The 17,636-nt window shown below is 66.1% G+C and carries 17 protein-coding genes and 2 pseudogenes; 6 read left to right on the forward strand and 13 right to left on the reverse strand.

What is annotated here, in order from left to right; translation table 11 throughout:
- Positions 1-359: acyl-CoA dehydrogenase family protein (locus tag ACWDTP_RS29765; RefSeq protein WP_450026572.1), on the reverse strand; the 359-nt coding region annotated here is incomplete at its 3' end.
- A gap of 124 nt (positions 360-483) precedes the next feature.
- On the opposite strand from ACWDTP_RS29765, the gene ACWDTP_RS29770 reads away from it, so the two are divergent.
- The 3 genes from ACWDTP_RS29770 to ACWDTP_RS29780 all read left to right on the forward strand — a co-directional run bounded on the left by ACWDTP_RS29770 (position 484) and on the right by ACWDTP_RS29780 (position 4,311).
- Positions 484-1,707 carry an alpha/beta hydrolase fold domain-containing protein gene (locus ACWDTP_RS29770; protein ID WP_450026574.1) on the forward strand — a complete coding sequence of 408 codons (1,224 nt, stop codon included), beginning with the start codon at positions 484-486 and terminating at the stop codon, positions 1,705-1,707.
- Positions 1,708-1,731: 24 nt separating this feature from the next.
- Positions 1,732-3,174: a WS/DGAT/MGAT family O-acyltransferase gene (locus ACWDTP_RS29775; protein ID WP_450026576.1), complete on the forward strand. Its 1,443-nt coding sequence runs from the start codon at positions 1,732-1,734 to the stop codon at positions 3,172-3,174.
- Between the two features lie 129 nt (positions 3,175-3,303).
- The gene (locus tag ACWDTP_RS29780) at positions 3,304-4,311 is read left to right on the forward strand and encodes a sugar-binding transcriptional regulator (RefSeq protein WP_450026578.1); all 1,008 of its coding nucleotides are present in this window, start codon (positions 3,304-3,306) and stop codon (positions 4,309-4,311) included.
- Here ACWDTP_RS29780 and ACWDTP_RS29785 read toward each other — a convergent pair.
- From ACWDTP_RS29785 to ACWDTP_RS29820, 8 genes are all read right to left on the reverse strand, one after another.
- A complete protein-coding gene (locus ACWDTP_RS29785; protein WP_450026580.1) occupies positions 4,232-5,566 on the reverse strand; it encodes an MFS transporter in 1,335 nt (444 codons plus the stop codon). The two genes, ACWDTP_RS29780 and ACWDTP_RS29785, sit on opposite strands and share 80 nt — an antisense overlap.
- Positions 5,563-6,957 carry an FAD-dependent oxidoreductase gene (locus ACWDTP_RS29790; protein WP_450026582.1) on the reverse strand — a complete coding sequence of 465 codons (1,395 nt, stop codon included), beginning with the start codon at positions 6,955-6,957 and terminating at the stop codon, positions 5,563-5,565. Before ACWDTP_RS29790 ends, ACWDTP_RS29785 begins: the two co-directional genes overlap by 4 nt.
- A gap of 199 nt (positions 6,958-7,156) precedes the next feature.
- Positions 7,157-7,690, reverse strand: coding sequence for a carboxymuconolactone decarboxylase family protein (locus ACWDTP_RS29795; protein WP_450026584.1), 534 nt, complete (start codon positions 7,688-7,690; stop codon positions 7,157-7,159).
- The gene (locus tag ACWDTP_RS29800; protein ID WP_450026586.1) at positions 7,687-8,532 is read right to left on the reverse strand and encodes a TauD/TfdA dioxygenase family protein; all 846 of its coding nucleotides are present in this window, start codon (positions 8,530-8,532) and stop codon (positions 7,687-7,689) included. The genes ACWDTP_RS29795 and ACWDTP_RS29800 overlap by 4 nt, the downstream gene beginning before the upstream one ends.
- A gap of 23 nt (positions 8,533-8,555) precedes the next feature.
- On the reverse strand, positions 8,556-8,891 hold the full coding sequence (locus ACWDTP_RS29805) for a hypothetical protein (RefSeq protein WP_450026588.1): 336 nt from the start codon (positions 8,889-8,891) through the stop codon (positions 8,556-8,558).
- Position 8,892: 1 nt separating this feature from the next.
- A complete protein-coding gene (locus ACWDTP_RS29810) occupies positions 8,893-10,155 on the reverse strand; it encodes an aromatic ring-hydroxylating oxygenase subunit alpha (protein WP_450026590.1) in 1,263 nt (420 codons plus the stop codon).
- A 17-nt stretch (positions 10,156-10,172) separates the two neighbouring features.
- Entirely contained in the window at positions 10,173-10,916 is a 744-nt protein-coding gene (locus ACWDTP_RS29815; protein WP_450026592.1) for an SDR family NAD(P)-dependent oxidoreductase, read from the reverse strand.
- Positions 10,913-11,944 carry a 2Fe-2S iron-sulfur cluster-binding protein gene (locus ACWDTP_RS29820; RefSeq protein ID WP_450026594.1) on the reverse strand — a complete coding sequence of 344 codons (1,032 nt, stop codon included), beginning with the start codon at positions 11,942-11,944 and terminating at the stop codon, positions 10,913-10,915. The genes ACWDTP_RS29815 and ACWDTP_RS29820 overlap by 4 nt, the downstream gene beginning before the upstream one ends.
- 96 nt (positions 11,945-12,040) lie before the next feature.
- Between ACWDTP_RS29820 and ACWDTP_RS29825 the strand changes: the two are divergent.
- Positions 12,041-12,196 (forward strand): annotated as a pseudogene (locus ACWDTP_RS29825) (type II toxin-antitoxin system PemK/MazF family toxin); the annotation flags it as partial.
- Between the two features lie 31 nt (positions 12,197-12,227).
- On the opposite strand, the gene ACWDTP_RS29830 reads toward ACWDTP_RS29825, so the two are convergent.
- Genes ACWDTP_RS29830 through ACWDTP_RS29845 form a run of 4 tightly spaced genes read right to left on the reverse strand, consistent with a single transcriptional unit; the run spans position 12,228 to position 15,548 of the window.
- Entirely contained in the window at positions 12,228-12,680 is a 453-nt protein-coding gene (locus ACWDTP_RS29830; RefSeq protein ID WP_450026596.1) for a MarR family winged helix-turn-helix transcriptional regulator, read from the reverse strand.
- Between the two features lie 32 nt (positions 12,681-12,712).
- A complete protein-coding gene (locus tag ACWDTP_RS29835) occupies positions 12,713-13,954 on the reverse strand; it encodes an amidohydrolase family protein (protein WP_450026598.1) in 1,242 nt (413 codons plus the stop codon).
- Positions 13,951-14,280, reverse strand: a complete 330-nt coding sequence (locus ACWDTP_RS29840; protein WP_450026600.1) for a hypothetical protein — start codon at positions 14,278-14,280, stop codon at positions 13,951-13,953. The genes ACWDTP_RS29835 and ACWDTP_RS29840 overlap by 4 nt, the downstream gene beginning before the upstream one ends.
- Entirely contained in the window at positions 14,277-15,548 is a 1,272-nt protein-coding gene (locus ACWDTP_RS29845) for an aromatic ring-hydroxylating oxygenase subunit alpha (RefSeq protein ID WP_450026602.1), read from the reverse strand. Before ACWDTP_RS29845 ends, ACWDTP_RS29840 begins: the two co-directional genes overlap by 4 nt.
- 121 nt (positions 15,549-15,669) lie before the next feature.
- On the opposite strand from ACWDTP_RS29845, the gene ACWDTP_RS29850 reads away from it, so the two are divergent.
- Both ACWDTP_RS29850 and ACWDTP_RS29855 read left to right on the forward strand, forming a co-directional pair.
- Positions 15,670-17,067 carry an aldehyde dehydrogenase gene (locus tag ACWDTP_RS29850; protein WP_450026604.1) on the forward strand — a complete coding sequence of 466 codons (1,398 nt, stop codon included), beginning with the start codon at positions 15,670-15,672 and terminating at the stop codon, positions 17,065-17,067.
- 13 nt (positions 17,068-17,080) lie between these two features.
- Positions 17,081-17,636, forward strand: a pseudogene (locus ACWDTP_RS29855) (amidohydrolase family protein); the annotation flags it as partial.

A 17,636-nucleotide genomic window follows, 5' to 3' on the forward strand; every position in this document is an offset into this window, starting at 1 on the left:
GCGCCGCCGGCCAGACCGGGGAGGAGTGCTTCCCGAACGGCGTCGGGTGCGTACCGGTCGATCACCACACCGGCGCACACGCTCGGCAGGAACGGGCCGGGGCACAGCTCGCGGCCGGCGGCCTCGGCGACCACGGCCAGTTCGGGGAGCCCGAATCCGGATCCGCCGTACTCTTCGGCGATCGCCAACCCGTTCCAGCCGAGATCTGCGGCCGCCGACCATATTTCGGCGGGGTAGCGGCCGGGTTCGTCGAGGGTGGCCCGGGCGGCGGCCCGGCTGTCGAGCCGGGTGAGCTGCCCGAGAGCCGAATCGGCGAGGTCCTGATGGTCTTCGGTAATGGCCAGCGCTGACTTACCCATGTTTAGCGAAGCTAACGGGGATACCGCCGCCACGTATACGTGATACAAATCACAAAACATCCTCCAGTGAACAGCTTGGCGAAGTTGTCGCCTCCGTCCGGGTGCCGCGCGGTACGCTCGCGCCATGACGGCACGACCGGATTCCCGGTACCCCGCGCCAACCCTGGCCGGTTGTGCGCGATGGTTGCTGCACACCAAACCGACCGACCAGATGCTGGCATTGAGCGTGGCATCGGCTTCGCTGCCGGTGGTCGGAAAACACCTTGAGCCGCTCGGCGCGATGGCGGCCATGGGAGTGTGGGGCTGGCGCCACCTGCCCGACTTCGTCGCCGCCTCGGCGAAGTCCTGGCTGGACCCCGGCGCCGCCCGAACTCGTCAGGTCGAACGGGAGCAGACCAACGCCGTCGCCAGGGAAGCGCTGCGCGGGGTGGTGCCCGCGGCCCGGCTGGCCGTCGAGTGGCCGGCACCCCGGGGCGTGCCGCCGCTGTGGAACACCCTCGAATACCGGCGCCAGGTGTACCGGAGCTCGGTGCGCTACGGCGACAGCCCAACGCAGCTGCTCGACGTGTGGCGGCCGAAGCGGCTGCCCGCCGAGCCGGCCCCGGTGCTGCTGTTCGTCCCGGGCGGCGCCTGGGTGCACGGCGGACGGATGCTGCAGGGCTATGCGTTGATGTCGCACCTGGCCGAACGGGGCTGGGTGTGCCTGTCGATCGACTACCGGGCGGCGCCGCACCATCGTTGGCCCCGGCACATCACCGACGTCAAGGCGGCCATCTCGTGGGCCAGGGCCAACGTCGACAAGTTCGGGGGCGATCGCAACTTCGTCGCGATCGCGGGCTGTTCGGCGGGCGGACATCTGGCCGCGCTGGCCGGGCTCACCCCGAACGATCCCGGACTGCAGGGCGATCTGCCGGACGGATCGGACACCTCGGTGGACGCGGTGGTGGGTATCTACGGCCGTTACGACTGGGAGGACCGGTCCACCCCGGAGCGGGAACGCTTCGTGGATTTCCTGGAGCGCGTGGTGGTGGGCCGGCGCATCGACCGTCATCCCGAGCTCTTCCGACAGGCCTCGCCGATCGCCCAGGTCCACCGCGGGGCCCCACCGTTCCTGGTGATCCACGGCGCCGGCGACACCGTCATACCGGTGGCCCAGGCCCGCGGCTTCGTCGACCGGCTCATGGCGGCATCGCGGGCGCCGGTCGGCTATATCGAACTGCCGGGGGCCGGACACGCTTTCGATATGACCGACGGGGCAAGGACCGGATCGGTGGCGACGGCAATTGGGTTGTTCCTCAACGAAATTCACCGAAACCGGACGATTGACCGGACCAAAGCGGTTATATAGACGCCTCCGCAGGGGAGGTACACAGTGAAGCGATTGAGCGGGTGGGACGCGTTCCTGCTGTACACCGAGACGCCCAACGTGCACATGCACACGCTGAAGATCGCCGTGATCGACCTGGACGGCCTCGACGGCAGGACGTTCGGCATCGAGGAGTTCCGTCAGGTACTGCACGGCAGGCTCTACAAACTCGCCCCGTTCCGCTACCAACTCGTCGACATCCCGTTCAAATTCCACCACCCGATGTGGCGGGAGAACTGCGACGTCGACCTCGACTACCACATCCGGCCGTGGCGGCTGCCCGCGCCGGGTGGGCGCCGCGAACTCGATGAGGCCATCGGCGAGATCGCCAGCACACCGCTGGACCGCAGCCGCCCGCTGTGGGAGATGTACTTCGTCGAAGGCCTCGCGCCGGGAGGCAGCGCCGACAATCCCAGCCCGCGGATCGCGGTGGTCAACAAGATCCACCATGCGCTGGCCGACGGAGTCGCCTCGGCCAATCTGCTGGCCCGCGGGATGGACCCGCAGGTGGGACCGCAACGTGACCGCGATTCCTACGCTACCGATCCCGCGCCGTCGCGCGGCGAACTGGTGCGCTCGGCGTTCCGTGACCACCTGCGCCAGATCGGGCGGTTACCCGCGACCGTCGGATACACCGCGGCGGGGTTCGGTCGGGTGCGGCGCAGCAGCCGCAAGTTCTCACCCGAGCTGACTCGGCCGTTCACCCCGCCGCCGAGCTTCATGAACCATGTGCTGGGTCCGAAGCGCCTGTTCGCGACGGCCACCCTGGCGCTGTCCGACGTCAAGGAGACCGGCAAGGCGCTCGGTGTCACGATCAACGATCTGGTGCTGGCGATGGCGTCGGGGGCGCTGCGGATGCTGTCGCTGCGCTACGACGGCAACGCCGACCATCCGTTGCTGGCGTCGGTGCCGATGAGCTTCGACTTCTCACCGGACCGTATCTCGGGTAACCGGTTCAGCGGTGTGCTGGTCGCGTTGCCGGTGGATGTCATCGATACCGCCGAACGGGTGCGCCGGGCGCGTGCGGCCGCCACGCTGGCCAAGGAGAGCCACCAGCTGATCGGGCCGGAACTGATCGCGCGCTGGGCCGCGTATCTGCCGCCGGCACCGGTGGAGGCGGCGTTCAAATGGCTGTCGAACCAGGACGGCCAGAACAAGGTGCTCAACCTCAACATCTCCAATGTGCCGGGGCCCCGCGAACGCGGCAAGGTGGGTGGCGCGACCGTTACCGAGATCTACTCGGTGGGGCCGATCACCGCGGGCAGCGGACTCAACATCACGGTGTGGAGCTATGTCGATCAGCTCAACATCTCGGTGATCGCCGACGACGCCACCGTCGAGGATCCGCATGAGGTCACCGACGGGATGCTCGACGAATTCCGGGAGATACGCAGGGTTGCAGGGCTTTCCGACAAACTGACGGCCGTCGATACCGCGATGCCGCAGTAGGGGAGTGCGAAATCAGACTGTGGGGCAGTCTGTTTCGGCACCATTACCGACTTCCTGAAGTGGACACGGCGTACGAACATCCCTGGCATCCTGGCCTTGAGTGTGTGGACGACCGTGAGCGAGGAGTCGATGGCTGAAGACCACCAGCCTGATCACCATCTTGATCGTCGCGTCGATGAGGCGTTGCGAGTAGCGCAACGCTATTATCTGCATGGCGCGACGATGGACGTCATCGCCCGTCAGATGGGTACATCCCGCTCCACCGTCTCGCGTTTGCTGCAATATGCCCGCGATTCAGGGCTGGTGGAGATTCGGGTGCTTCCGCCGGACTCCAGGGCTCATCCGCTCGAGCAGTCGCTGGCCGAGTCTTTCGGTGTGCGGGCCCATGTCGCGCATGTGCCGTCGACGGCGACCACGGTCGAGCGACTCGAACGAACAGCCGTCGAGGCCGCAAGGCTGCTCCATTCGATCTTCGAATCCGACATGATCATCGCGATCTCCTGGGGGACGATGGTGAACGCGATCAGCGAATGCCTGATCGCCAAGCCCACCACCAACTGCCAGTTCGTCCAACTGAACGGGATGGGCTTTTCCCGGACCACCGGCGGACACTACGCGAATTCGATCATGGCCCGGTTCGGTGAAGCGTTCTCCGGCTATGTGCGGCAGTTCCCGGTGCCGGTCTTCTTCGATCGAGCCGAGATCAAGGTGGGTCTGCTGGAAGAGCGCAGCATCAAGGGCATCATCTCCCTGCAGCACAGCGCGGACGTTGTGCTGTTCAACGTTGGCACTGTGACCGCCGGGATGCCAAGCAGCCCTTACCTGAACGGTTACTTCCTCGACGATGTGGACTTCGCCGCGCTCGCTGCCGACGGCGCCATCGGCGACATCGCCACCAGCTACCTCCGGCAGGACGGAAGCCACTCCGGGATCCGCCTCAACGCCCGTACGTCCGGTCCGGACCTGGACAAGCTCCGCATGGTGAAGCACAGGATCTGCGCGGTGTCGGGCGATCACAAGATCGACGCCTTGGATGCCGCGCTCGCCGGCGGATACATCACCGAGTTGGTGATCGACGAGTTGACCGCAGGTCTTCTTCTGGAGCGGTATCAGGGCGCGACGGCCCGTCGTCGATGAACGATATGTTGCGCCCATCCTTAGTCTGCGATGCACCGCAGATGGCGATAACACACATGATCACCATCAACGACGAGACCGCCCAGGTGCCCTCGGTGCGCGACGTCAGAAAGGCTGCCATGAACGGCAAGGTGCCACCAGCCAGAGCCGCGGAAAGTTCACGGCAGAAAGCGATTCCGGTGTAGCGGACCTTGGTCTCGAACTGCTCGGCCAGCATGGCTGCCTGGGACCCGAGCATCAGATCGTTGGCGAACGTGAGCACCACGACCATCGCGAACCAGATCGCCAAGGTATCGCCGGTGTCCATCAGCCAGAACATCGGGAAGGCGGCGAGCGCACACAACACCGCGCCACTGGTGAAGACCTGTCTGCGCCCGAAACGATCGGACAGCCAGCCGGACAACGGCAGCGTGACCAGCTTGATCGTATTGGCGATCATCAACCCGATAGTGCCGACCGCAGCGGCCATCCCGACGTTTTCGGTGATGTAGGTCAGTGCATAAACGCTGGGAATATATGTGGCGACATTGGGTCCGATGCTGAGCAGGAAGCCGGAGAGGAGAGGTTTCGGTGCCGTCCTGATCACGGTGATCAACGGGGCGATCTGCTGCTTGCCCTGCTCGGCTACGTTCTTCTCGAAGGCCGGCGTCTCATCGACTCGGAATCGGATGTAGAGCCCGACCGGCAGAATCAAAATGCTGACCAGGAAGGGAATCCGCCAGCCCCAGGCAAGGAAGGCGTCCTCGGGCAGCCAGGTGAACGGAGTGAAGACCAACGCCGCCAGGATGACACCGAGCGCATTGCCAGTCGGTGGAATGGCGGCGAAGAAACCCCGTCGTCCTGGCGGCGCGTGTTCGGCGGCCATCAGCGAGCCGCCGGCGTATTCGGCGCCGGCGCCGAGGCCTTGGAAGACCCGTAGGAGCACCAGCATCGCCGGCGCTGCGATCCCGATCGAGTCGTGGGACGGGATCAATCCGATCAGTGTGGACGAGAGGGCCATGACGATCAGCGTGACCATCAGAACCAGTCGGCGACCGTACCGGTCTCCGAAGTGGCCGAACAGCAGACCGCCGACCGGTCGGGCGAAGAAGCCGACCGCGAACGTGCCCAGCGATGCGAGAGTTCCGACCGTGGGGTCGCTGTCCGGGAAGAAGACCCGGCCGAAGACCAAGGCCGACGCCGTGCCGTACAGCATGAAGTCGTACCACTCCAGCGCCGTGCCGACGGTGCTGGCCGAGACAACCCGGCGGATCAATGTACGGCCTCGGTTTCGAAGGCGGGGCCGAGATAGGCGCCTTGGGCAAGAAGTTGGTTCTGCAGCGAGGCCACGTTGACGGCACGTGGCTGAACGCCGCCGGCCACCGCTTGGGCGGCGGCAGTACCGGCAGCTTCGCCCATGGCGAAGGAAGGCGGCATGACTCGGACGGCGGCCAGCGCCTCGTGGGTGGCCGAAACGCAGCGCCCCGACATCAGAACGCCGTCGAGGGATTCGGGAACCAAACTGCGATAGGGAATTTCGTAGATATTGGCGGTGGCGGGAATGTCGTCGTCGAAGGGACCCGCCGTGCCGACCGGGCTGTGGATGTCGACCGGATAGCCGGCAACCGCAATGACGTCAGGGAAATGGTGGCCCTGGACCAATTCTTCGAGGGTGAGAACGTGCTCGCCGACGATGCGTCTGCTCTCGCGGACTCCGATCGTCGCCGCGGTGTCCAGCAACCGACAGTTCTGCAGACCGGGGAGTTCGGCGTGGAAGAAGCGCATCAGCTCCACAACCTGGTCACGCGCGGTCAACTCGGCGCGGGTCAGGTCGTCGACGTTGGTGCCGTCGACGCCGAGCACTCGGGTGGTGTTGATCCGCCACACCCCTGGCTCCAGGGTCTTGAAGAGCTGAACGCCGCGGCGCGGCAGGTCGTACTTTCCGTCCCGGTGCGCTTGTTCGACGATGCCTTGGTACGGGAAGTAGTCCTGGGGATGCTCGCGTCGGTAGCGTTCGACGGCTGCGTCGTCGACGCCGGCCACCCGGAAGAAGAGGGTCATCGGCTGGGCCTCGCCGTCCTGGGGCCGACCGTATTCGAATTTAGCGTCGCCTCGGGCCGCGACATCGCCGTCGCCGGAGCAGTCGACGATCACCGATGCGGGAATCAGGCCGAGCCCACTCTTGCTGGCCGTGATCACCCCGGTCGCTGCGCCGTCCTCGACCTGGGTGTCGACGACGAAGCTGTGCAGTACGAGGTCTATGCCGGCCTCACGGCACATCTGGAGCGCCACCACCTTGGCGACTTCCGGGTCGAACGGGGTGACCGCCTCATGGCCGAACACCATGAAGCCCGAATACTGACTGCCGGACGTGGTTTTCGACGGGTGCACCGCGCCACCCTGACGTTCCATCCGGCGGACGAATTCGTCGAAGATTCCACGCACCAGCTGAATCTTGCCGTCGAGTGAGAACGATGTCATGCACGGGCCGACGAGGCCCGCGGTCAGATTGCCGCCGAGGAACCCGAACCGCTCGATCATCCGAACCGAGGCGCCGTTGCGCGCCGCCGCGATGGCCGCCCCCAACCCGGATGGTCCGCTACCGACGACCAGTACGTCGGTCGGTGGTGCGATCGGAACATCACATGAGTACCGAGTGGATGGCAACGCGGCTCCTTCGTTGTCAGTCTCAAATCTGAGTTCGACTCACTAAAAGCGAAGCCTGCACACCCGGTCAATAGGTTTGCACATACGTGCACGATGCGCATCGAACCACGTCGCTCTGGGCCAGACGCAGGCGAACGTGCGCAAACTGCCGACACAACACGGCGCGCCCACCGACAAACACGCACGCTCGCGGTGCCGGCTACTCGGCCTGCACGCCGAAGGTGTTGACGGCCAAGGCAAGCAGTTGGTAGCCGCCGATGGTGAACACCAGATCCATCCGCTGGGCGTCGTCGAAGTCCCTGGCCAGCCGATCCCAGGTGGACTGGGTGACGGTGTTGAACGCGACGAGGTCGTCCACGGCCCGCACGACCGAATCGTCGAGCACTTCCGTGCAGTGCCCGCGCCGGACGCCGTCGATATCGGCCCCGGTCAGCCCGGCCCGCCCGGCGATCGGCAGGTGATGGTCCCACAGATAGTCGCATCCGCAGCGAAGCACGGTCCGCAGCAACGCGACTTCGCGAACCCGCGGCGACAGTTGCGAATCCCGCAGCAGATAGGCGTTGAACGGCAGGTACGCCCGGGTCAGCGCGGGGTGGCGCACCAGCGTGGACAAGACATTGCCGGCACCTTCCGGGTTCGCGCGTTCGGCCGGGATGAGCGAGGTGAGCGATGACCGTATGTCGTCGTCCCACTGCCCGGATGGCAACGGGGCCAACCGAAGCGGATGCCTCACTGGATGGGCTCGTCGCCGAGCACCGTGGTGCGCAGCATGTGACGAGGCGAGTCCGGCTCGTAGGGAGCGGCCCGGTGCAGGACCCCCTGGTTGTCCCAGATGACGGTGTCGCCGACCGACCACTTGTGGCTGTACACCTTGTCGGCGGTCGTGGCGTGGGCGAGGAGTTCGGCCAGCAGCGCCCGCCCCTCGTCGATGTCCATGCCGGCGATGTGATCCGCGGATGCGCCGAGCACCAGCGACTTTCGCCCGCTGCGGTGCGTCCACACCAACGGGTTCTCATGGGTTGGGCGGGCCCGCCACCGGGTCAGCTGTTCCGGGGTCGGATCCGGATACACCCGCCGCTGCGAGGCTTCCAGAGAATGGACCACACGCAGTGTCTCGCAGCGCTTCCGGTCGGCATCGCCGAGGGTCTCGTAGGCCGCGTAGGAGTTGGCGAACTCGGTCTCCCCGCCCCGCGCGGCGACCTGCACCGCGGAGAGCACCGTGGCCTTCTGCGGACATTCGTCGTGCAGAGGTGTGCAGCCGTCGATGTGCCAGTCGAAGGTCGCCTTGAGGTACTCCGCGGCCTTGTTCTTGGTCTGATCCAGGGTGATCGGGTAGATGCCCGACACCGGGTGGTGGCCGTCCGAGGACCGGTCGATCTCGCCGAGCCGCTGGGAAAAGACCACCTGGACTTCGGGTTCCAGATGCAGATCGTGGAACACCAGCACACCGTTGTCTTCCAGCGCGTCGAGGATCGCGGCTCCGAGGCCGTTGTCACCGGCGAGCCGTTCCGGGTCGACGCCGACGACCTCGGCCCCCACCGACGCGGTCAGCTTGTTGATGGTCAGCACACTCATTGAGATCCTCTCGTAAGGGGCGGTCAGGGCCGTGGTTCACCGGTGCGGATCATCACGGCGTCCGCGCCGTCGACGGGGGCCGGCTGGTGCATGACCTCCACCGCCATCGACACCATGATCAGCGAGTAGATGAGACGCAGCAGGTTGAGCGCATCGTCGGGGATGCCGTCGAGCGGATACTTGTCGCAGTAGTCGATCGCCTCTTCCAGCCGCGGGAAGAAGGCGTCGTAGAACTGCTCCATCTCCCGCATCGTCGCGGACAATCTGGCGTTCCACCGTTCGGTCTCGGTGGCCAGGCACCACACCGGCGCGTAGGGCTCGAGTTCGGCGAAGGCACTGGGCAGCATGGTTTCCGGCATGTCACACCCCGACCGGGCGGCTGGTGCGCTGATACTCGTCCACCCAGTCGACTACCACCTTGTGCAGGTGACGCACCAGGATCTCCTGGTCGTTGAGTGGAAAGTCGTCGACGATGCCGTACTCCAGGGCGGCCTGGGTGCCGCCGAGCATGCCGGCGTCCTGCAGGGCGAACTCCTTCAGGACCACCGCGGCCACCTCGTGCTCGATCCGCTCCCGAACGGACCGGGCCGGGTGAAAGTAGGTGTAGGCCTCGAAGCGGTGGGTGTTGTGGGATGTGGGCCAGTACCGGTACAGCAGATACCAGCCGCCGTAGATGAGGATTTCGGTGTTGGGGAAGATCTGGAAGTTGCTGATCCCCCAGGGTTCGATGTTGCCGGGGTTCAGCCCGGCGGGCAGTTCGCCGATATCCGGCGTCCGCCACGGCCCGACCAGACCGCTCTTGGTCGCCCGCTCGATCGGGTACATGTACTCCGGGGCCAACAACCAGCGGCGGGTTCCTGCGGTCGAGACCAGTCGGTGCGGACCGTCCAGCTGGAAGTGCCCACAGGTGAAGCCCGCGTTGGGGTCCCGCACCTCGGGCGGCACCTGCTGGGTGTGCAGGGACGGCACGTGGTAGTACTCCTGGAAGGCGTCGGCGAAGATCTTCCAGTTGCTGTTGTTGTGCGCGACCCAGTCGTAGCGTTCGGTGAGCCGGTGGAACGGATAGTCGTCCAGGCCGGTGAGCATCGGGCCCAGGAAGTCCCGCAGGCTCTGGCGTGGTCGCGTGTCGAAGTTGATGAACACGAACCCGTTCCAGATGTCGCAGTGCACCGGGATCAGGTCGTAGTTCCGGTAATCGGCGGCATCGACCCCGAAGGGCTCGGGCACGTGGATCAGTGCGCCGTCCAGCCCGTACCGCCAGCCGCATTGCCTGCACTCGAAGAACTCGCCCGACCCGGCGGTCTCACGGTCCGGAAAATCGTTCCACACCAGCTTGTTCCCGCGGTGACGGCAGGTGTTGTGAAACGCCCGGATCCGGCCGTCGTCGCCGCGCACCACGATGACTGAGGATCGCGCCGCTTCGATCTCCTTGGTCACATAGCTGCCGACGTCAGGCGTCTCCTCGACCCTGCCGACGTTGAGCCAGGCCCGTTTGAACACCGCCTCGCGTTCGGTCTCGTAGAACTCTGGTGAGGTCGAGTCACGGAACGAGATCGGACCGGTTCCCAGGTCGGGATAGTGTTCGGTCCAGGAACCTTCGGCCGGTTTAGCCCATTTCGCCATGGATGCCTCCTGTTCTCTCACATCACTGCTCCGCCGTTGACGCCGAGTACCTGGCCCGTGATGAAACCCGCTGCATCAGAACACAGGAACCCCACGGCCGCCGCGATATCGGCGCCGGTGCCGAGCCGGCCCATCGGGATGTTGCCCGCGATCTGCTCGTTGGAGGGCAGATACCCCGCGGCCTGCGACTCGTGCTGCATGGGGGTTTCGATGCCGGACGGGGGAATGTTGTTGACCGTGATGCCGTGCTCGGCGTACTCGCGGGCCAGCGACTTCGTCAGTGTGATGACTGCGCCTTTGGATGCGGCGTAGTGCGCGGCGAACGGCGATCCGCGCTGTGCGCTGGACGACGAGATCATCACGATGCGACCCCATTTCGACTCGATCATGTCCGGCAACGCGGCCCGGCAGCTGTAGAAGGTGCCGGTGAGGTTGACGTCGATGATCCGCGCCCACGCGTCGTCGGTGATGTCGAGGAACGGTGAGAATCCGAACGTGCCGGCGCTGGTGACCAGCGCCGTCACCGGACCCAGTTCGCCGCGGACCTTGTCGAAGCCCTCGCCGACGGCCCGGCTGTCGGTGACATCGGCTCCCAGGGCCATCGCGGTGACGCCCTCGGTTCGAAGGTCATCGCTAACCCGTTGCGCGGCCTTCTCGTTGCGGTCGAGGACCGCCACATCGAAGCCACGGCGGCCCAGCTCGTGGCAGGTGGACTCACCCATGCCGGAACCGCCGCCGGTGACCACGGCTACTCGTGTCATTCGTAAACCACCTTGATCGTGCGGCTCGTCGGCAGCGCCTGACACGTCACCACCCAACCCTCGGCCACCTCATCCTCGTCGAGGGCGTCGTTGTTGAGCATGCGTGCGCTGCCCTCGACCACGTGTGCCATACATGTTCCGCAGGAACCGGTTTCGCAGGACGACGGCGCCTTCAGGCCGGCCATCCGCGCTGTCTGCAGCAGGGTGTTGCCGGCCCGATACGGCTCGGTGACCGTGCTGCGGCCGAGTTCGATCGTGACCTCCTCGGTGACGACGGGTTCGGCCGGGTCGGGCGACGCGGTCTGAGCGACGGTGAATCGTTCGAGATGAAGCTGCTCGGCCGATATCCCGGCGGACAGGAGGGTCTTCTCGACGGTGTCCATGAACGGTGCGGGCCCGCAGACGTAGAAGTCGCAGTCGCGGGCCTCGCCGGCAAAGTCCGCGATCTGGGCCGCCGTGACGAGACCATGCTCGTCGTCGATGTGATGATGCACGTCGAACCTCGCGGTGTGGCGCCGCTGCAGCACGGCCAGGGGTGCGTCGAAGATGATGGAATCCCGGCCTCGGTTCGCGTAGAACAACCGGGCGGCGCGGCCGGTGGTCTCCAGCGCCGACCGCAGCAGCGAGTAGACGGGCGTGATTCCGCTGCCGCCGGCGAATGCCACGAGATCGCGTTCGTGCTCGCGCATGACGAACCGGCCCTGCGGGCGTGATGCGTGCAGTTGGTCCCCGGGTGCGGCGGTGTTGTTGAGCCAGTTGGAGACCACGCCGTCCCGGTCGCGCTTGATGGTGATCTGCAGATCCTGGTCGAGGTCAGGATCTGACGACATCGAGTAGCAGCGTCGGTGTTCCTGCCCGTTCACGTGCACGAGCAGTGTGAGGTATTGGCCGGGGAGATAATCGAATTCGCCAGCGTCGGACGTCGGCCGATCGAATACCAGCGATATCGCATCGGAGGTCTCCCGCACGACTCGCTTGACGCGAAGCGGTGCGAAACCTTCGACCGGGGTTGTGGCTGGTTCAAGCATCGCCATCACAGTATCAACTACTTGGGATTAGTATCAAGTACTAGATAATGACGCGGGTGCTGTATGCCGACGGTGTCGACCGGGTCCCCTCACGGTCCGGCGAACGCGACAGGGCTCCCACGCGATTCAGTTGCCGACGTGACGGCGCTCGTCACACTCGACAAGTCGGATCTCACCGATCGGGCCGGCGGGTTACCGGCGAACTTGATGCAAGACGTTGATCGGGGACTTCGTCGCGTCCTGGGCCTTTGACGACGCGGCGGCGCCGGTCGACGTGCAGCCGTCAGCGCTCGATGTGGTCGTCGAACAGCTCGTGTCCGGTGCCTTTTTCGACGACCCGGCTCAGCAGATCGCGCAGGGTCTGCTGTTCCTCGGGGGTCAGGACACCGAAGACCTTCTCGTGGGCCGTGATCGCGTCGGTGACGACGGCCGCGGCCACCTGGCGCCCCTCGTCGGTGAGGAACGCCTGCAGGATGCGGGCGTGCTGCGGGTTCTGTTTGCGTTCGACCAGTCCACGCTTCTCCAGCGCCGTGAGTGCGAGTTGCACGCCCTGCGGGCTGATCAGCAGCCGGCGGGCCAGTTCCGCCCCGGACAGGCCGGGTTCGTTCGACAGCTGGCGCAGCACGCCGATCTGGGCGGTGCTCACGCCGTGACCGCTGACCGCGTCGTTGACGGTGGTCAGCGAAAAGTAGAAGGCCTGCTTGAGCAGCCACAAAATGTTGTCGGTGAGTTCCATGTTTCTCCTGTCACTACGACGGTATCGCGCGATCAGGCGGCTTTGTGGACTTGCCCGTCCTTCATGACGAAGGCGACGTCGAGCAGAGCAGCGATATCGGTCGAAGGATCACCTGGCACCCCGATGATGTCGGCGAGATAGCCAGGAGCCAGCCGGCCGAGTTCGTCGTCCGCGTCGATCAACTCGGCGGCCACCACGGTGGCGGCCCGGATCGCCTGCATCGGGCTCATCCCGCGGGCCACCAGCGCACCGAGCTCCTTGGCGTTCTGCCCGTGCGGGATCGCCGGGGCGTCGGTACCGCACGCGATGCGTACGCCGGCGTCGATCGCCTTGGGCAGCATGGCTTTCGCCCGGGGGAAAACGTCCAGCGCCTTGGTGCGGAGCTCGGGTGCGATGCGGTCGATCGCCATGGCGTCGGTGAGGTAGGTGGTCGACACCAGGAACGTGCCGTGATCGACCATCATCTGGATGGTCTCGTCGCTAGCCAGAAAACCATGCTCGATGCAGTCGATCCCGGCGCGGATGCAGGCCTGAATCGCGGTGTCGCCGACCGCATGGGCGGCCACCCGTACACCCGCGCGGTGCGCCTCGTCGGCGATCGCGGCGAACTCGGCGTCGGAGTACTGCTGTGCCCCCGGTGCGGTGCTGTGCGACATCACCCCGCCCGATGCCGACACCTTGATCAGCTTGGCGCCGTGGCGGATCTGGTAGCGCACGCACGCGATCACATCGGGCACCCCGTTGGCGATGCCCTCGGCCACCGACAGCGGCATGATCCCGGGCGCCAACCGCTGGAACACCGTGGGATCGAGATGCCCGCCGTACGGGGTGACGGCATGACCCGCCGGATAGATGCGGGGCCCGGTATGCCAACCCTGGTCGATCGCCCGCTGCAGGGCCACGTCGAGCAGATACCCGCCGGTCTTGACCATCAGCCCGAGGTTGCGCACCGTGGTGAACCCGGCATCCAACGTGGTGCGGGCGTTGACCGCGCCGCGCAGCGTCCGGTACGCCGGATCGTCCTGCACACCGTGCATCGGGGTGGGCAATCCCTCGGGGCTGCCAGGGCCGCCGATGAGCAGGTTGAGCTCCATGTCCATCAGGCCGGGCAGCAGCGTGACGTCGCCGAGATCAAGCACGGTCGCCGAATCCGGCGGCCGTTCAGTGGGATTCACCGCGGTGATGCGGTTGCCCTCGATCACGACCACGGCCGGTGCGTGCACGGTGCCTGCCTCGACATCGGCCCACCGTGCGGCCCGCAGTACGGTCGTCATGGGACCGGTTCTGAGTCGCACTCCAGCCACGTGGCGCCCGAGTCGGGCACCCGGGGTTGCTTCCAGCACTCCACCGGAAACGACACGGTGATCATCGAATACAGCATGTGCATGAGCGCAAGGACGTCGTCGGGCATATCGTCGAGTGAGAACTTGTCGCAGTAGGCGATGGCCTCCTCGGCGCGCGCGGTGACCGCATCGTAGAACGCCTGCATATCGTGCATCGAGCTGGACAGCCGTTTCGCGTAGCGCATCCGCTCGCTGGGCAGACACCACCCGGAATACCGTTCCAGATCGGCGAATTCGACGGGAAGCACCGGGCTCACACCTCCACCGCGGGCCTGCGGCCCTGATAGTCGGCGATCCACGCGGCGGTCTCCTTGTGCAGGTGGCGCAGCAGGATCTCCTGATCGTTGAGCAGGAACTCCTGGACCGCCCGGGATTCGATCATGGTCTGGGTGGCCTCGAGGGTGTTGGCGTCCTGCAACCCGTATTCCTTGAACGAGGCCGCCGCCAGTTCCTGGGCGATGCGTTCGCGCGGGGTGCGCGGCTGCGGGAAGTAGATGGTGCCCTCGAAGATGTGGGTGTTGTGGGACGTCGGCCAGTAGTGGTAGGTCAGGTACCAGCCCTGGCCCCAGAACAGGATGACGAAGTTGGGGAACAACTGGAACGAATCCAGGCCCCACGGATCGCATTTCGCCGGGTTGAGCCCATCGGGCATGGGGCCCAGATCGGGTTTGTCCCATGGCCCGAACAGTCCGCTCTGGCAGATGTCCTCGATCGGCTTGCGCATCTCGTCCGGCATCTCCCAGGCCCGCACACCCGAGGTGCTCACCAGCCGGTGCGGCCCGTCGAGGCGGTAATGCGGTGCCTCGAAGCCGGCCTCGGCCGCGGCTTTCGAATATGCGGTCGGCGACTGGTTCGCATGCAGAATCGGGGCGTGATAGAACTCCTGGAACGCGTCCATGTACAGCTTCCAGTTCGCGTTGACCTCGGACCGGTAATGCCAGCGTGAGGTCATCTTGTCGAACGGATAGCCGTGCAGGCCAAGGATCATCGGCCCGAGGAACTCGTGCAGGGACTGTTCCGGCGTCTTGGCGAAGTTGACGAAGATGAACCCCTCCCACACGTCGCAGTGCACCTCGACCAGGCCGAAGCGCGACTTGTCGAGGTCGAAGAACTCCTCCTCTTGCTGCACGAAGGTCAGGTTGCCGTTGAGGTCGTAGCGCCAGGCGTGGTACTTGCAGGTGAACTGCCGGCACACCCCGCTGGTCTCCTCGCGGGGCATATCGTGCCAGACCAATTTGTTGCCGCGGTGCCTGCACAGGTTGTGGAATGCCTTCACCTCCCCGGATGTGGTGCGCACCAGGATGATCGAGGTGTTGGCGACGGCCAGCTCGCGGGTGAAATAGCTGCCCTTGCGGGGGAGTTGTTCGACCCGGCCGACATTGAGCCAGGCCCGTTTGAAGATGGCTTCGCGTTCCAGGGCATAGATTTCGGGACTGATCGAGTCCTCGTAGGAGACCGGGCCGGTCCCCAGTTCGGGGTAGTGCTCGGTCCAACTGCCCTCGGGCGGCTTGGGGAAACGCGGCATCACTCACTCCTGTCCCGTTCGTCTGGCGGCGACGCTAGCCCCTCCGCCGCTTAATGACAAGTAGTTGATAATGACCGTGGCGGCGGTCCATACTCGAAGGGACTCAGGCGGGAGGATCCGGATGGATCAGCAGGTTGATCGGATCGATGTGGTGTCGCCGCATACCGAACAGTCCATCGCGAGCGTGGCCGCGGCGCAGCCCGCGGACGTCGACAGGGCGGTGACGGCAGCCGGGGCGGCGGTCGGCGAATGGGCCGGCACCGCACCGGAGGATCGCATCGCGGTGGTCAGACGTCTGGCCGAGATCTACGGGCAGCGGCGCGGCGAGATGGCCCAACTGATCTCGGCCGAGATCGGGGCGCCGATCGGTTTCGCCCAGCGGGCCCAGGTCGGGCTGCCGGCCGTGATGATCTCGGCATTCTGCGACCTCGCCGAGAACTACCCCTGGCGGGAGGACCGTCGCGGGTTCTTCGGCGCCGACGTGCGGGTGCGCCGCGAGCCGGTCGGGGTGGTCGCGGCCGTGGTGCCGTGGAATATGCCGCAGTTCCTGATCGTCACGAAACTCGTGCCCGCACTGCTCGCCGGATGCGCCGTGGTGCTCAAACCGGCGCCCGAGTCGCCGCTGGACGCGCTGCTGCTCGCCGAGATGCTCAAGGAGACCGGCCTACCGGACGGCATCGTCACGGTCGTGCCGGGTGGCGTGTCCGTCGGCGCCCAGCTGGTGGCTCACCCCGGCGTCGACAAGGTGTCGTTCACCGGGTCCACGGCCGCGGGCCGGGCCGTCGCCACCGCCGCAGCCGCCAATCTCACCAAGGTGAGCCTCGAGCTGGGCGGCAAATCCGCGGCGATCGTCCTCGACGATGCCGACCCGGGCACGGTCGCGGCCGGGGTGCGGTCGGCGAGCCTGTCCAACAGCGGCCAGATCTGTAACGCCCTCACCCGCATCGTCGTCCCGGCCAGCCGGGAGAAGGAGTTCGTCGACGCGTTGGCCACCCGGATGAGCGCCCTGGTTGTCGGTGACCCCGCCGATCCGGGCACCGATCTCGGGCCGCTGGTGTCGCGGCGACAACAGCACCGCGTGCGCGATTACATCGAGCTCGGTCGGCGCGAGGGCGCCCGCCTGGTGGTCGGCGGCACCGACCTGCCCGACGGCGTCGACACCGGCTGGTACGTGCGGCCCACCCTGTTCGACGGGGCGCACAACGCGATGCGGATCGCCCGTGAGGAGATCTTCGGCCCGGTGCTCACCGTGATCCCCTACGCGGACGAAGACGAGGCCGTTGCCATCGCCAACGACTCCGACTACGGGCTGGCCGGTTCGGTGTGGACGGCCGACACCGAACGCGGCGTGGCCATCGCCGAGCGTGTACAAACCGGCACTTTCGGGGTAAACCAGGGGTACACAATGGATCCGTTCGCACCGTTCGGCGGCGTCAAGAACAGCGGCTATGGCCGTGAGCTCGGCCGTGAGGGTCTCGACGGCTACATCGAGACCAAGTCCGTCGCCGTCGCAGTCTGAACGAGAGGGAGTTATGACCGCGACAATCTCACCCAGGGTGCCCGCCGCCGAACGCATCGCGGTGCGCTGCGTCGACTCCGATGTGCATCCGGTGCCCCGCCGGGGCGTGCTGGGGCAGTACATCCCGGAACCGTGGCGCAGCCGGTACTTCGGGACCCATGACGTCGGCGAGCTGATCTACTACGACGCACCCGACTACGCGCACGCCTACGCGATGCGCACCGACACCTTCCCCTCCGACGGCGAATTCGCGGGCAGCGACCCCGATCTCGCATTCCGCCAGCTCATCATGGAGGCCGGGGCCGATATCGCGGTGCTGGAACCCGCGGCATACTCGGCCCACATCCCCGAGGCCAACCATGCGATGAACTGCGCGCTGAACGACTGGCAGGCCAATCACTGGCTCGACGGTCACAACAACTGGCATGAGCGGTGGCGCGGGTCGATCTGCCTGGCCGTCGAGGCACCTGAGTTGGGTGCGCAGGAGATCGAGCGGTGGGCCGGGCACCCGTACATGGCGCAGATGCTCGCCGGCGCCGACGAAGGCGTCGATGCTGCCGCCGCTGAGG

It is taken from the genome of Mycobacterium sp. NPDC003449 (assembly GCF_053588415.1).